The organism is Sphingopyxis sp. 113P3, assembly GCF_001278035.1.
Taxonomy (GTDB): Bacteria; Pseudomonadota; Alphaproteobacteria; order Sphingomonadales; family Sphingomonadaceae; genus Sphingopyxis.
This window is the reverse complement of record NZ_CP009452.1, coordinates 4,049,167-4,064,436: the sequence shown is the minus strand read 5'-3', so window position 1 is coordinate 4,064,436 and position 15,270 is coordinate 4,049,167. Positions and strand designations below refer to the sequence as shown.

Below are 15,270 nucleotides of genomic sequence, written 5' to 3'. Positions count from 1 at the left end.
AAGCAAAGGGGCCTCCCGCATCGGAGGTAGGAGGAGTGATCGCATGGCGAGAACCTGGCTTATTTTGTCGGCGCTGGTCGCTGGACTGGCGCTGGGCGTGGGATGGACGCGGCTCGGGCTCGCTGGTCTCATCGATGCGGTAACGATTGCGGACAGCATCGGCGGTATCTGGCTCGACGGACTCAGAATGACGATCATCCCGCTCGTCGTCTCGCTCCTGATCACCGGGATCGCAAAGACGGTCGATAGCGCGCGCGGCGATCGCGTCGCGATGCGCTCGGTCGTCACCTTCGTTGCGCTGCTATGGATTTCGACCGCGATGGCGGCGCTCCTCATTCCCGCGCTGCTCGGTATCTTCCCGATGCCGGCCGACGCCGCGCGCTCGCTCACGGGGAGCCTTACGACATCGGCCCATGTCGAGGCGCCAACGGTCGGGATTGCCGCCTTCCTCCGCTCGATCGTACCGACCAATCCGTTTGCCGCGGCCGCGAACGACGCGCTTCTTCCGCTCATCCTCTTCACCGCGGTCTTTGCGGTCGCGCTGGCGCGGCTGCCCGCGGTGCAGCGCGAGCCGGTGACCGCCTTCTTCGACACGATCGCGAGCGCGGTGCTGCTCATCGTCGGCTGGGTGCTCGCGCTCGCGCCGATCGGCGTGCTCGCGCTGGCCTTCGGGGTTGGCGCGCGCGCCGGCACCTCGGCGATCGGCGCGCTCGCCCATTATGTCGTGATCGTGTCGAGCGCCGGGCTTGCCGCCTGGGCGCTCGCCTATCCGGTCGCGGTATTCGGTGGCCGCGTGCGTCTTCTCGCCTTCGCGAAGGCGGTCGCACCCGCGCAGGCGGTCGCGCTCAGCACCCAGTCGTCGCTCGCCTCCTTGCCGCCGATGCTGAAGGCATCGACCGATCTCGGGATCGACCGCTCGGTGTCGCGCGTATCGCTGCCGGTCGCGGTCGCGATCTTCCGCGTTACGAGCCCGGCGATGAACCTCGCAGTCGCCATCTATGTCGCGCACTGGCTTGGCATATCGCTCGCGCCGTCCACGATCGCGGCGGGCGCCGCGGTGGCAGCGATCACGACGATCGGGTCGGTGAGTCTGCCTGGACAAGTGAGCTTTCTGACCTCGATCGCGCCAATCTGCGTCGCGATGGGTATTCCGATCGAGCCGCTCGCCCTGCTGATCGCGGTCGAGATGATCCCCGATCTCGTGCGGACGGTTGGCAATGTGACCATGGATGTCGCTGCGACGACGGCGATCGCACGGATGGGGCCTGCGTCGGATGCCGTCAGTGAGGCCGCCGATGGATATGGAGGCGGCGAGGATGACGCCTCGTCGCGACCCGCGCCTTCCTTCGTTGGCGCGCAAGACGTTTGAAGGAGGAAAACCATGACCCGCGTTTCACTCGACGATGCCGACGTCCGGATTCTGGGATTTCTTCAGGAGGATGCGACGCTCTCGGTCGCGGCCGTCGCCGCCAAGGCCAATATGTCGCAGAATGCTTGCTGGCGGCGGATCAAGCGGCTCGAGGAAAGCGGAGTGATCTCGCGGCGCGTCACGATCCTCGACGCCAGTGCGCTCGGTCTCGACCTTACGGTCTTCGTGAGCCTGCGCGCTTCCGAGCATAGCGAAGCCTGGCTCGAGATGCTCAATTCGGCAATCCGCGATATTCCGGAGGTCGTCGAATTCTACCGCATGACCGGCGACGTCGACTATCTGCTCAAGCTCAGGGTCGAGAACATGGCCGCCTATGACGCGGTCTATCGGCGCATCATCCGTTCGATCCGGCTCACCGATGTAAGTTCGGCCTTCTCGATGGAAGAAATCAAGTTCACCACCGCGCTGCCGCTCACGGCGCGCCCGTCCTGACCTTCAGTACGGGCGCGGCGCGTCAGCGCGCGTAGCGCTTGCCGAGTTCGGTCGCGCGCGACGTCAGCGGCTGTTCCTTGCCCGCGATGAAGATCGCGGTCGGCTGGGTGAGCGGCTCGAGCGGATCGCCGTCCCAGATCACGATGTCTGCTGCCTTGCCGGGTGCGATCGAACCCATCTGGTCGGCGACGCCGAAGATGCGGGCGGGTGCGAGCGTGAGCGCCTCGATGCCTGCGGCATAGGGCAGCCCGCGCGATACGGCGAGGCCGGCATTATAGCGCATCTCGCGGACGCGGTGGCCGGCGTCGTTGCCGCCGATCGCAATCTCGACCCCCGCTGCCTTCAGGATCGACGCGTTCTGGAGCGAGGCACCGAGCATGTCGAAGTTCGCGGGGATGTTCGAGGTCGGATTGATGAGCACGGGGACCTTCGCCGCCGCGATTTCGTCGGCGACGCGCCAGGCTTCCTCGGCGCCGGACAGGATGATCTTGAGCTTGTAGTCGCGCGCCAGCTTCAGCACCTGCTGTATGTCGGCGGCGCGGTGGACGACGACGATAAGCGGCATCGTGCCAGCGAGCACGGGCTTCAGCGCCGCGACATCGGCCTGCGAGAGCTCGAACGGATATTCGTCGCGCGGCGCCTGACGCGCGAGATCGAAAATCTGGCGAAGCTGCACGAATTCCGCAGCGCGCGAGCCGCCGATGCGCGCGGCGCCGTCCTCGCCGAGTTCGAGCATCATGCCGACCCCGGGTCGATGGAGGATAGCCGCGCCCTCACCGAGCGAGATCAGCGCGGCCTTGCCCGCGAAGGGCAGTTCGCGTTCCTTCTCGCTGTCGTCATAGTCGGGCATCACGACCGCATGGGTGACGCCGCCGAGCCGCGCGATAGGTATGAGCGTCGACGCCGGGTTAAGCCCGTACTGGACGTCGAACGAGGCGCTAATCCCCGAATTATGCGTCTTGTTGTCGACCGAACCGTCGACCGAGCTGACCTCGAGGAGGCCGAGCGCGGTGTTCACCGCGATGAGCCCCGGAGTGACCGTCGCGCCCTTGGCGTCGATCGTGCGCACGCCTGACGGGACGGCGACATTTGCGCCGGCGGCAGCGATGCGCCCATCGCGCACGAGGACCGTGCCATTCTGGACCTCGCCGACGGGGCCGGGCGTCAGAAGATGCGCGTTGGTGATCGCGAAGGTCTGCGCTGCGACCGGTGAGGCGGTCGCAGCGAGGGCCAGGGCGATGCCTGTGAAAACTGGGAGCCGTCGTTGCATCTCATTCCTCCCCGACCGGTTGGCCGATTTCAAAATCGCTTCGGTAGCGCGTGGCGGGATCGCTCGTGTCGAGAACGAGCGCGCCGTCGATGAAGACCTTCTCGGCGATGGCGTAGACGCTGAACGGATTCTTGCTCCACAGCACGACGTCGGCCATCTTGCCCGGCTCGAGCGAGCCGGTCTTGTCGGCAATGCCCATGATCTTCGCGGGGTTGAGGGTGATCCACTTGATCGCCTCCTCCTGCGGAATGTCGATCCCCGCGCGGCGCCCGGCGGCGATCGCGACCGCACTTTCGACGTTGAGGCGCTGGATCAGTCGCTGCTCGTCCGAGTGGATCGCAACGCAGACGCCCGCCTTGCTCAGGATCGCGGCATTTTCCTCGATCGCGTCATAGGCTTCCATCTTGAAGCCCCAGCGCGTCGCCCAGGTCGCGACGCAGACATCGTCGGCGACGAGCAGGTCGGCGATCTTGTAAGCCTCGACCGCATGGTGAAAGGCGCGCGTCTTGTAACCGAACTCGTGGCCAACATCGAGCATCACCGCCATTTCGTCGGCGCGGTAGCAATGGTTCTGAACGAGGATGTCGCCCTTCAGCACGCCCGCAAGCGTTTCGAGCCCGAGGTCGCGCTTGGGCGCCTCGCCGCCTTCGCCGCGCGCGCGCTTCTTTTCATAGGCATCGACCTTGCGGCCATATTCGGCGGCGTCGATCCAGGCGCGGCGGAAGCCCGCGACTTCGCCCATGCGCGTGGCGGGGGCGCGGCCGCGGCTGCCGTAGCGACCTTTCGGATTCTCGCCGCAAGCCATTTTCAGCGTGTAGGGCGCGCCCGGGAATTTCATCTGCTGGACGGTCACCGCGGGTACATTCTTCACGCTCACGCCGCGGCCGCCGAAGAGGTTGGCCGAACCCGGCAGGATGAGCAGGCTGGTGACCCCGCCGGCGCGGGCCTTGGTAAATACGGGATCCTGCGGCCAGATCGAATGCTCGGCCCAGACATGCGCGGTATAGGGGTCGATATTCTCGTTGCCGTCGGCATGGCCCTGGACGCCGGGCGCCGGAAAGACCCCGAGGTGCGAATGGGCGTCGATGATGCCGGGGGTGACCCACTTGCCGCGCCCGTCGATGACGCGCGCGCCTAAGGGAACAGCGACATCGGCGCCGACCGCGATGATCTTGCCTGCGGCCATCAGCACCGTGCCATTGTCGATCCGGGTGCCGGTGCCGGTCAGGATCGAGGCGCCGACGATCGCCGTGTCGGCGGCGGGACGCGGTTGGTAGGTGCTCGCGAACGGTGCGGGCGCCGGCGCTGCCGCCGGTTCCGCGGGCGGCGGTGGCGTGTTGGCGGGGCGCGCCGAGGAGGCATCGGCGGCGCAGCCCGCGAGGAGCGCGAGCGTGGTGCCGAGAAGCGCGGCGCGCACCGCGCGGGGGGTGCGGGCCGGGGAGATGGTGTCGGAGAAATGTCGTGTCACGCCGGGATCACCTTGTGCGAAGGGATGGAATGGGCAGCAATCCGGCCGCCGCGCCGGGGGTGCGCGACGGCCGGACGGGAGGTGCGTCAGAAAGTCTTGCGGACGTTGACGTACCAGTAGCGCGGGATCGGCGAATGAAGCGAACCCATGTAGCCGAAGCCGCTCGAATCAATCGGCGGTTGCGCATTGGTAATGTTGCGAACTCCGACACGCAGTTGGGTTCCATCGGTGAACCCGCCTTTAAGGTCATACTGCACATACAGGCTCGCGGTGGTGTACGCCTTTACGATCAGGTTTTCTCCGCCGATCGAAATGTCGTTGTCGATGACGCTGCCGGTGTAGCTTACAAAGCCGCCAGCCGTGAATTGCCCAAGCTTCCAAGTAAGCGAGGCCGAGCCGCGCCATTTTGGGAAAGCGTCGCGGCGAACCTGATTACCGCCTTCCGGAATGACCGTGTCGATGTTGATGTCGCCCGCCGCGCGCGCATCGAGCAGGACCCGGATGTCAGGGGACACGTCGCGGAAATATTTGAGCAGATAGGCCGCGTTGGCGGACATGGTGAAATCGCCGATTCCCGTGTCGCGAAGCCCGACGTTGAGCCCGAAATCGATCCCGCGCACCGTCTGTGGTTCCAGGTTGCGATACTGGTCGTCGACATATTGCACCCGACCGACCGGTGCGATGCCAGTCCCGGCGAACAATGCGATATCGTCGGCCGTCGGCGCCAGGCGGACCACGGTGGGATCGCTTGACCCCTGAAGGCGGAGGAGATAATCGCTGATGAGCGCGTTGCCTTCGCCGAATACGCCGACGATGCCCTTCTGCTTGACCTGCCAATAGTCCACCGTGAAGGTGGTGCGGAGTCGGCCGGTATTGAAGGCCGGCGGCTGGAGCACAGTACCGATCGTCCAGGTGGTCGAGGTTTCCGGCTTCAGGTCGGGGTTGCCCGCGCGCCGTCCGGTGGTAACAAAACCTTGGGCGCAAGCGTCGAAGCTGGTGATGCGGCCCGCGCGCAAATCGGCCTCGCAGCGGATATAATCGGTCCGCGTATTGCCGCGTGTGATGATCGTTGCCTTGGTCTGCTCGAGGTTCGGCGCGCGGAAGCCTTGCGCCCACGAGCCGCGGATTCGCCAGCCATCGAAGAGGTCCCAAGCGGCGGCCACCTTGGGTTTCGCGATGCTGCCGAAATCCGAATAATGCTCGTAGCGGCCCGCCAGCTGTAGCTCGAGGCTGCGAATGAGCGGAACATTCATTTCGGGCGCGATCAGTGGCACGGCCAGTTCGGAGTAGGCAGCGAAAACCGTGCGCGAGCCCTTGGTGTCGGGGGTCGGGCTGACGCCGAACAAGTCGGATGGCTGGACAATACCGGTGACCGTGTCTGTCCAGGTGATTGTTCCGTCGACGCGCTCGTCGCGGTCGTCGAGATAGGAATCGCGACGCAGCTCAAAGCCAAGCGCCATGCCGACGTTGCCGGCGGGCAACGTCAGAAGATCGGCCTTCGATGCCCGAAAATCCCACTGCGCCAGCGTAGATTTGCCCGCGCGAACAGTCTTGATCGCGATAGCGTCGAGAGCGGCCTGATTGCTAGGTGTCGTGTCGGGACCGGTCGGATTGGTCGCGCTGCCGCCATTGAACGGATTATAGGCATCGGGCGTCGAGAGCGCGAGGCTTTGCTGGAGAAGCGTGGCGCTGATCCCATCCTGAACATCGCGGACCGTTGCTTGCGAATAGAGCGCCGCCGTCTCCCAGTTGAAACCGAGCGCCTCGCCGCGAAGCCCCAGCAATGCCCGGAACTGGCGGTTGGTGACATCGACGACGGTTGGTCCCATGTCCACAAAACGATAGCTTGTGATCGTCACCGGCAGGCCGGCGGCGGGCGCGTCGATCCCCGCGAGGCGGTTCGGGTTTAACGTGCCATTGGCGAAGGTTACGGGGCCAAAGGGGTTCCAGTAGTTGGACGCCGGCACCGTCATCTGGATCGAACCGATCGAGAAGACGCTGTCCTGGATGCTCCGCGTCTTGGCATAATAATAGCCGGCTTCGCCGAAGACGGTCAGATTGTCGCTGAGGTCATAGTGGCCGTTCGCGAACACGTTGACACGATCCAGCCGGGGAATAATCGAAAGCGGATAATTGGCTTGGGCGTCCCACCTTGTGTTGCGATCAGCGCCGGTCGTGGCACGCGTCGCATCATCGATACAGATCCCGCCCCCCAGATCGGCCGAGCAGCCGCCATTTGCTGTCGGCTGGATCGAAAACACCCCGCCCGTGGTCGTGATATTGGTCGTTCCGCGGCGTACGCGAACGCCGGTGGTGAAATTGCCCCACTGGGACAAAGTGCTGGTGTCGTCCAAGCTGTTCGAGCCAGCGAACACTGTCCCCGCGAAATCGTCGAAGAAGCGGTGATCGGATGTCGCGGTATAATCCTGGTCCTGTGAGGACAGCGCCGTGCGGTTGGTGTAGTTGAACAGCAGCGAAATATTGCCGCGATTCTCGGCGAAGTCGGTGCCGAGATAACCTGAGCCGTTGAATTCGCGCAGCCCCGTTCCCTCTGCTCCGCCATATTGGACCGACAAACCGCCGCCGTTCACATTGTCGCGAAGGATGGTGTTGACCACGCCCGCCACGGCGTCGGTGCCATAGAGGGCTGCCGCGCCGTCGCGGAGCACTTCGACGCGCTGGATACCGAAGACCGGGATTGAGTTGCTATTATAGGTGATGACCGGCGCCAGCGACGTGCTCGCCTGGCTGCTTGGGTGCTGCACAAGCCGGCGCCCGTTGAGCAGGACCAGCGTGTTGCCGACTCCCAGTCCGCGCAGATCGATGGACCCGACGTCGCCGCGCGCGAAATTGCTGCTCGTCTGACCATTGCTGCTGTTGAACGACTGGTCGCTCATTTGCGGGATCGACCGCAACAGTTCGTCGCCCGACACCGCAGCGGTCGCCGCAATCTCGTCCTCGCCGACCACGGTCACGGGCAAGGCTTCGGTGATCTTGGTGCCAGCGATGCGACTGCCGGTCACGACGATTTCTTCGCCGCGGGGAGCCGATTGCGGCTCGGTCGCGGCCTGGGTCTCCGCCGCCTGTTCCTGGGCGGCCGCGTTTTGTGCGGCGATCATTCCGATCAGCGATGCTGCGGCGAGAATATGCTTGCGGTAGTTCGAATATGTGCGGTTCGTCATGCCATGTCCCCTTGTTTCGACCCGATCGGCGCGTCGTCCTCCGTGCGGCGGATGGATTTCTCCCCATCTCGTCTCGCTATGACGCAAGTCATCGACGTATCCCCATCAACATTGGCGCAGAAAATTACAACCTTTTGCACTACAGCGAAATTTTCCAGTTTCCGCCTCCTGTCGCCGTTCAGGCCAGTTCGATCACCGCATCAACTTCTACCGCGAAGTTGAACGGCAGGCGGTAGACGCCGATCGCCGAGCGGGCATGTTTTCCGGCTTCGCCGAACACGTCGACGATGAGGTCCGAGCAGCCATTCATTACGGCCGGGATCTCGTAGAATTCGGGACCTGCCTGGACGTAACCGCCGAGCCGGAGAACGCGGGCAACGCGGTCGAGATCGCCGTTGGTGGCCGCCTTGAATTGCGCGATGAGATTGATCGCGCAGAGCCGCGCGGCGATGATGCCGTCGGCGAGGCTGCAGTCGGCGCCGATGGTGCCCTTGATCCCGCCGCTGGCATGGGTCGAGAGTTGGCCCGAGATCTGCACGATGTTGCCCGAGCGCGTCGACGACACATAGTTGGCGACCGGCGGACAGACCTCAGGCAGTTCGATCCCGAGGCTGGCGAGACGGCTTTCGATACGAGACATATTCACTCCTTGGTTGCGAGAGAGGGTAGTTGTTCGGTGGGTACGGGCTCGCCGGCAGCCGCTTCGCGCGCCATTCTGCGGCCTTCCCAGTGGTCGATGACCGCGGCAGCGACCGAATTGCCGACGACGTTGGTCGCCGAGCGGCCCATGTCGAGCAGATGGTCGACCGCGAGGATCAGGAGCAGCCCGGCCTCGGGCAGTTTGAAGTAGGCGAGTGTCGCCGAGATCACGACGAGCGAGGCACGCGGGACGCCCGCCATGCCTTTCGACGTCACCATGAGCAGGAGCAGCATGGTGATCTGCTGGCCGATGGTCATGTCGATGCCATAGGCCTGCGCGATGAAGAGCACGGCGAAGGTGCAATACATCATCGAGCCGTCGAGATTGAAGCTGTAGCCCAGCGGCAGGACGAAGGAGACGATGCGGCGGTTGACGCCCTGCTTCTCGAGCTCCTCCATCGTCTTCGGATAGGCGGCTTCCGAGCTGGCGGTCGAAAAGGCGAGGAGCACCGGAGTGCGGATGCCGCGGAACAGTCCGAAGGCGCGCGTGCCGATGATCGCGAGCGCGGCGAGGAAAAGCACAAGCCAGAGCGCGCCGAGCGAGAGATAGAAGCCCGAGACGAAGCCCGCATAGGTCACGAGGACGCCGGGGCCCTGCGTCGCGACGGTCGAGGCGAGCGCGGCGAAGATTGCGACCGGGGCGGTCTTCATCACGAAGCCGGTTACCTTGAGCATGATCGCGGCGACCTGCTCGACGAGGGCGAGCACGGCGGGAGCCTTGTCGTCGATGGCGGCCACCGCCGAGCCGACGAGGACCGAGAAGACGACGATCTGGAGGATCTCGTTCTCGGCCATCGCCTGGACGATCGATTGCGGGATGAGGTGGGTGACGAATTGCTTGAGCGAGAAGTCGCCGGTCGCGACGAGGCCTTCAGCGCCGGTCGTCGGCAGGTCGAGCGCGAGGCTCGCGCCCGGCTGGAGCAGGTGGACCATGACGAGCCCGATCGAGAGCGACACGATCGAGGCCCCGATGAACCAGCCCATCGTCTTCGCGCCGACGCGGCCGATCGCGGCGGCGTCTTCCATATGCGCGATCCCAGCAACGAGGGTCGCGAAGACGAGCGGCGCGATGATCATCTTGATGAGCCGCAGAAAGAGGTCGGTAAGGATCGAGAGATTGTCGGCGATTTCGGCGGCTCTTGCGGCCGGGTAATGCGAATTCACGAACCAGCCCGCCGCAATCCCGGCGACCATGGCGAAGATGAGGATGAAGGCGAAAGCTCTGTTCATGACTGTCCCGTTCCGGCTTCGCCCCGGCCGGGGCGTACAGGAAGCAGAGACGCAAGTGCGGCGCGGTTCCGCAGCAGCAATGCGGTCGACAAGCGCATATTGTTGCGACATGGCGGGCGCGGACCGAACAGGCTGGTGGGGATATCTACCGCCGCTGCGTCAAAGCAGGGCAGGGCGACAATCAGACAATCGAGGAGACGCGCGTGGCCAGTTTTCGGAAGATGATCGTAGCGGGAACGGCGCTCGCCGCCGGGCTTGGCTGGGCGAGCCAGTCGGTACTCGCCGAACCGGGCGGCGAGCTGGTCGCGATCACCGGCGCGACGATCTTCGATGCCACGGGCAAGGATCCCTATCGCGGCACCGTCGTCGTGCGGGGTGGCCGGATCGATGCGGTCGGAGCTGACGTCAAGGCTCCCAAGGGCGCGAAGATAGTGCGTGCCGACGGCAAGGCGCTGCTCCCGGGCTTCATCGACGTCCATACGCACTGGTCGCCGTCGGGCTCGCCCGCCGCGCTGCCGCAAATCGCCAACGCTTACCTCTCGAGCGGCGTGACGACCGTGAACGACTTCCACCAGCAGCCCGAAGCCTTCGCGCCGCGCCGCGCCTGGCTCGCCGACATCTACGCGCCGCACGTCAACTTCGTCGCGCGCATGAGCACGCCGGGCGGCCACGGCGCCGACTGGGGTGACACCAATACCACCAAATGGGTCGCGACCGCCGAGAGCGCGCGGCGCGAGGTGCAGGCGCTCCAGCCCTATCGCCCCGACTATATCAAGGCTTTCGCCGACGGCTGGCGCTACGGCCAGCTGCCCGAGGAAACCTCGATGAACGTCGAGACCCTCGCCGCACTCGCCGACGAGGCGCACAAGCATGGCCAGCGCGTGCTCACTCATACGGTGACCGTCGAACGCGGCAAGCTCGCCGCCGACGCCGGCATCGACGTGATCGCGCACAGCATCCAGGACGGCGTGCTCGATGCCGACGCGATCGCCCGGATCAAGAAGGCGGGCACCTTCTACGCCCCGACGCTCGCCATCTATCAGCTGAAGCCCGACGAGATCGGCCCCGGGCGCAAGGACGATGCCGCGACGCGCCTGCGCATTCGCAAATATGGCTTCGCCGAAGAGAATGTCCGCAATCTCCACGCGGCCGGCGTCACGATCGCGGTCGGGACCGACGCGGGGATCGGCGGTGCGAAGCACGGCGTCTCGACGCTCCAGGAAATGGAATTGCTCGTTGCGGCTGGCCTCACGCCGAAGGCGGCGCTGCTCGCGGGCACGTCGAATAGCGCGCTCGCGCTCGGACTTTCGGCCGACCGCGGCACGATCGAGAAGGGCAAGCGCGCCGATCTTGTGCTCATCGACGGCAAGCCGTGGGAAGCGATCGGCGATGTCGAGAAGATCGACCGTGTTTTCGTCGACGGCAAGCTCGTCCATGGCGCCGGGGTGAAGCTGCCCGCGGGCAACCTCGCCACGACGCTCCCGGCGTTGCCCGCTGAGGCGCTGATCGACGATTTCGAACGCGCCGATGGACGGAGCTCGCTCGACACGCTCCGCCTCACCGACATGGATGGCGGCGTCGAGCGTTCCTCGGTGGTCACCAACCGCGTGACCCACGCGGGCGGCGACGGCTCGGCGCTTGCCTTCGCGGTGCAGATGTCGCTCAAGGACAAGCCCGAGGGCGGCATCCTCGTGCCCTTGAGCCGTGGTTCGGTCCGTCCGGTCGATGCGCGCAAGTTCGCAGGCGTCCGGCTCGATATGCGCGGCGCCGGCCGCTATCTCCTCGTGGTCAACACGCTCGCAGGCGAATTCACCGCGCCGATCGAAGCGAAGGAAGGCTGGTCCGAGCTGCGCGTGCCCTTCTCCGCGCTCGTGGCGACGCGCCCCGGCCGCGGCGATGCGCCGTCCTGGCGCGGCGACGATCTCGTGCAGGTCGGTGTCGTCGTCCAGCGCGAGGCGGGCGCAAGTTCATGGGGCGAAATCGACAATCTTCGCTTTTACTGATTCCCGCGCGGCGCCGCTTACGGCGGTCTGCCGCAAAGCGAGCGATCCTTGCTCCATCCGTGTCAGACTCGGTTGGGCAATATAGGAGTGGGGTAAACTCGTTTCGTTGCGTCTCTTTCTATTGAGAGCGGATGCATTTGCTCAGAATCGCGCGTCCGCTGTTCCTGGAAGGAGTATTCGCTGATCATGGAGGAGGACCGGGCTGCATGGACTTTAGCAGCGGATGTCCCGCTCGCGGCTGCACGGCATCAGCTTATGTCGATAGCGAAAGATACGGCGGCGGTGCGCGGCTTCTTCGATCCCGAGACCTCGACGATCAGCTATTTGGTCCATGATCGGCGCACGAAGCGCGGCGCGGTAATCGACAGTGTGCTAGACTATGACGCAGCTGCCGGGCGTACCTCGACCGCCTCGGCCGAAGCGATCATGGAGTATGTCCGCGCCGAGGGCATCGCGATCGACTGGCTTTTGGAGACCCACGCGCATGCCGATCATCTCTCGGCAGCAGCTTGGATCAAGGAAAGGCTCGGCGGCGCGATCGCGATCGGCGAGCATATCCGGGACGTTCAGGCTGTGTTCGGCGACATCTTCAACGCCGGACCCGAATTTCGCCGTGATGGCTCGGATTTCGATCGTCTCTGGTCCGATGGCGACCGTTTCGCAATTGGCGAACTGCCAGTTACCGTGCTCCATGTTCCCGGTCATACGCCAGCTTGTGTTGCTTATGTGATCGGCGATGTGGTGTTCGTCGGCGACACGATGTTCATGCCCGATTACGGCTCGGCGCGCGCTGATTTTCCGGGCGGCGATGCTGTTTTTCTGTTCCGGTCGCTCCGCCGCATCCTTGAACTCCCCGGCGATACGCCGCTCTTCATGTGCCACGACTATCTGACCGCGGAGCGGCAGGAGCACCGCTGGCAAACGACCGTCGCCGAGCAGCGTGCCGCAAACGTCCACGCGCGCGACGGTATCTCCGAAGACGAGTTCGTCGCTCGCCGCCGCGCGCGCGATACCGAACTCGCGATGCCTCGGCTGCTGCTGCCTTCGATACAGGTCAATATGCGGGCGGGGCGCTTGCCGCCCGCGGAGGACAATGGCGTCGCCTATCTCAAGATACCGATCGATCGGCTGTGAGCGCCGACACCTTTCCCCGAATGGAGAAACAATGACCATCAGGAGCCTGACCCCAGCACTCAGCGTGTCGCCGCAGATCGACCCGGCCGATGTCGTCGCGCTCGCCGCGTCGGGGTTCCGCTCGATCGTCTGCAATCGCCCCGATGGCGAGGAAGCAGGGCAGCCGACGGCAGCGACGATCGCCGCTGCTGCAGAGGCGCACGGCCTTCGCTTCGTGCATATTCCCGTCATGTCGGGCGGGATCGATGAAGGCGATGTCGCCACAATGGCCCGAGCGCTCGCCGACCTCCCGGCGCCGGTTCTGGCCTATTGCCGCTCAGGCGCGCGCTCCGAGCAGCTTGCCGGTATGGCGTCGGCGCGCGGCGCCGATGGTAGTGTCGCGCATTATGATATCATCGTGATCGGTGGCGGCAGCGCGGGGATCGCGACCGCAGCGAGCATCCTGCGCCGCCGTCCCGGGGTGTCGATCGCGATCGTCGAGCCATGCGCGGATCATTATTACCAGCCCGGGTTCACGATGGTCGGCGGCGGCATTTTTGCGGCCGAGGCAACCCGGCGCGACGAAGCGGGGCTGATCCCAGCAGGCGCCGAATGGGTCCGCGGCGCGGCGGCATCCTTCGATCCCGCGAGCGACCGGGTGACGCTCGCCGATGGGCGCGTGCTCGGCTATCGCGCGCTCATCGTCTGTCCGGGGCTCAAGCTCGACTGGGACGCGATCCCAGGGCTCGCCGGAGCGCTCGGCGCGGACGGCGTAACGTCCAACTATCGATACGATCTTGCGCCCTATACCGACCGTCTGGTGCGCCGTTTTCGCGGCGGCCGTGCACTGTTCACCCAGCCGCCGATGCCGATCAAATGCGCGGGCGCCCCGCAGAAGGCGATGTATCTCTCGTGCCACCGCTGGGAGCGCGCCGGGTTGCTCGGGCAGGCCGAGGTGCAATTCCATACGGCGACGCCGTCGCTGTTCGGGGTCGCTGCCTATGTGCCTGCGCTCGAAGCCTATATCGCGCGCTACGCCGTCGATCTGCAGCTAGAATCGCGTCTCGTGTCGATCGACGGGCCGGCAAAAGTCGCGCTCTTCGAGCAGCGTCGCGGCGACGCCGTCCGCCGGGTCGAGGAACGCTTCGACATGATCCATGTCGTCCCGCCGCAGGTCGCCCCCGAATTTATCGCATCGAGCCCGCTCGCGGCGCCCTCCGGCTTCGTCGCGGTCGACGAGGCGACGCTCCGCCATAGTGTGTACGCCAATGTCTTCGCGCTCGGGGATGTCGCTGCAACCACCAACGCCAAGACCGCGGCCGCCGCGCGCAAACAGGCGCCTGTCGTGGCGCTCAACGCGCTCGCCGCGCTCGATGGCGCTCCGCCAGTGGCAGCTTATGACGGTTATGGGAGCTGCCCACTCACGGTCGAAGCAGGGAAGATCGTCCTCGCCGAATTCGGCTATGGCGGGAAATTGCTCCCGACCTTTCCCAAATGGATGATCGAGGGCACGCGGCCGTCGCGCATCTCCTGGCTGCTCAAGGAAAAGATTCTACCGCCGGTCTACTGGCACGGCATGCTGCGCGGCCGCGAGTGGCTCGCGGCGCCGGCGCCGATCGGTTCGGGGGCGTGACGCTCGACACGCTTCAATATCTGCTCGGCGGCCTGTCGGGCGGCATCGTCGGCTTCACCCTCGGCCTTGTCGGCGGTGGCGGCTCGATTCTCGCAGTGCCGCTGATGGTCTATCTCGTCGGGGTCGCGAGCCCGCATGTAGCGATCGGGACGAGCGCGCTCGCGGTTGCCGCCAACGCGGCCTCGGGGCTCGCGCAGCATGCACGCGCCGGGACGGTCAAATGGCGCTGCGGCTTTCTCTATGCGGGGAGCGGCATCGTCGGCGCGCTCGCAGGCTCGACCATCGGCAAGGCGATCGACGGGCAGAAACTGCTCTTCCTCTTCGCGTTGCTGATGCTCGTCGTAGGCGTGCTGATGCTGCGCGGGCGAGACAATCCCGGCATTGAGGGGGCCGCCTGCAATCGCCATAATGCGCCGAAAGTGCTCGGCTATGGTCTCGGCACCGGGGGCTTTTCGGGATTTTTCGGTATCGGCGGCGGGTTCCTGATCGTGCCTGGGCTGATCGCCTCTACGAAGATGCCGATCCTCAACGCGGTCGGCACCAGCCTCGTCGCGGTCACCGCCTTCGGGCTGACCACGGCGCTGAGCTATGCGGCGTCGGGATTGATCGACTGGCCGCTGGCCGCAGTCTTCATCGCCGGGGGACTCGCCGGCGGTATCGCCGGGACACGCGCCGCGCGTCAATTATCGAGCCGGGGGGCGCTGACCGCGATCTTCGCCGGCCTTATCTTCACGGTCGCAGCCTATATGCTCGTCAGGAGCGCGAGCGCTCTTTTCGCGACCGCGGGCGGTTGAGGTTCCTGCCGCCCGCC

The 15,270-nt window shown here is 65.4% G+C and carries 11 protein-coding genes; 6 read left to right on the top strand and 5 right to left on the bottom strand.

The window, feature by feature from the left end; all coding sequences use genetic code 11:
* Positions 1 to 43 precede the first annotated feature (43 nt).
* A complete protein-coding gene (locus tag LH20_RS19595; protein ID WP_083455508.1) occupies positions 44 to 1,369 on the top strand; it encodes a dicarboxylate/amino acid:cation symporter in 1,326 nt (441 codons plus the stop codon).
* 12 nt (positions 1,370 to 1,381) lie between these two features.
* A complete protein-coding gene (locus LH20_RS19590) occupies positions 1,382 to 1,861 on the top strand; it encodes an Lrp/AsnC family transcriptional regulator (RefSeq protein ID WP_037512420.1) in 480 nt (159 codons plus the stop codon).
* A gap of 22 nt (positions 1,862 to 1,883) precedes the next feature.
* Here LH20_RS19590 and LH20_RS19585 read toward each other — a convergent pair whose 3' ends face one another.
* The 5 genes from LH20_RS19585 to LH20_RS19565 form a co-directional block, all read right to left on the bottom strand.
* A complete protein-coding gene (locus LH20_RS19585; protein WP_083455507.1) occupies positions 1,884 to 3,131 on the bottom strand; it encodes an amidohydrolase family protein in 1,248 nt (415 codons plus the stop codon).
* A 1-nt stretch (position 3,132) separates the two neighbouring features.
* Positions 3,133 to 4,548, bottom strand: coding sequence for an amidohydrolase (locus tag LH20_RS19580; RefSeq protein WP_053555669.1), 1,416 nt, complete (start codon positions 4,546 to 4,548; stop codon positions 3,133 to 3,135).
* 137 nt (positions 4,549 to 4,685) lie between these two features.
* Positions 4,686 to 7,781, bottom strand: coding sequence for a TonB-dependent receptor plug domain-containing protein (locus LH20_RS19575; protein ID WP_053555668.1), 3,096 nt, complete (start codon positions 7,779 to 7,781; stop codon positions 4,686 to 4,688).
* 178 nt (positions 7,782 to 7,959) lie between these two features.
* Complete coding sequence (locus tag LH20_RS19570) at positions 7,960 to 8,421, bottom strand: RidA family protein (protein WP_053555667.1); 462 nt, start codon at positions 8,419 to 8,421, stop codon at positions 7,960 to 7,962.
* Between the two features lie 2 nt (positions 8,422 to 8,423).
* Positions 8,424 to 9,710 carry a dicarboxylate/amino acid:cation symporter gene (locus LH20_RS19565; RefSeq protein ID WP_053555666.1) on the bottom strand — a complete coding sequence of 429 codons (1,287 nt, stop codon included), beginning with the start codon at positions 9,708 to 9,710 and terminating at the stop codon, positions 8,424 to 8,426.
* A gap of 203 nt (positions 9,711 to 9,913) precedes the next feature.
* On the opposite strand from LH20_RS19565, the gene LH20_RS19560 reads away from it, so the two are divergent.
* The 4 genes from LH20_RS19560 to LH20_RS19545 all read left to right on the top strand — a co-directional run bounded on the left by LH20_RS19560 (position 9,914) and on the right by LH20_RS19545 (position 15,253).
* Positions 9,914 to 11,713, top strand: coding sequence for an amidohydrolase family protein (locus tag LH20_RS19560; protein ID WP_200905403.1), 1,800 nt, complete (start codon positions 9,914 to 9,916; stop codon positions 11,711 to 11,713).
* 255 nt (positions 11,714 to 11,968) lie between these two features.
* The gene (locus LH20_RS19555) at positions 11,969 to 12,847 is read left to right on the top strand and encodes an MBL fold metallo-hydrolase (RefSeq protein WP_083455621.1); all 879 of its coding nucleotides are present in this window, start codon (positions 11,969 to 11,971) and stop codon (positions 12,845 to 12,847) included.
* Between the two features lie 31 nt (positions 12,848 to 12,878).
* Positions 12,879 to 14,459, top strand: a complete 1,581-nt coding sequence (locus LH20_RS19550) for a bifunctional protein tyrosine phosphatase family protein/NAD(P)/FAD-dependent oxidoreductase (protein WP_053555663.1) — start codon at positions 12,879 to 12,881, stop codon at positions 14,457 to 14,459.
* On the top strand, positions 14,456 to 15,253 hold the full coding sequence (locus LH20_RS19545) for a sulfite exporter TauE/SafE family protein (protein WP_053556386.1): 798 nt from the start codon (positions 14,456 to 14,458) through the stop codon (positions 15,251 to 15,253). The genes LH20_RS19550 and LH20_RS19545 overlap by 4 nt, the downstream gene beginning before the upstream one ends.
* Positions 15,254 to 15,270 lie beyond the last annotated feature (17 nt).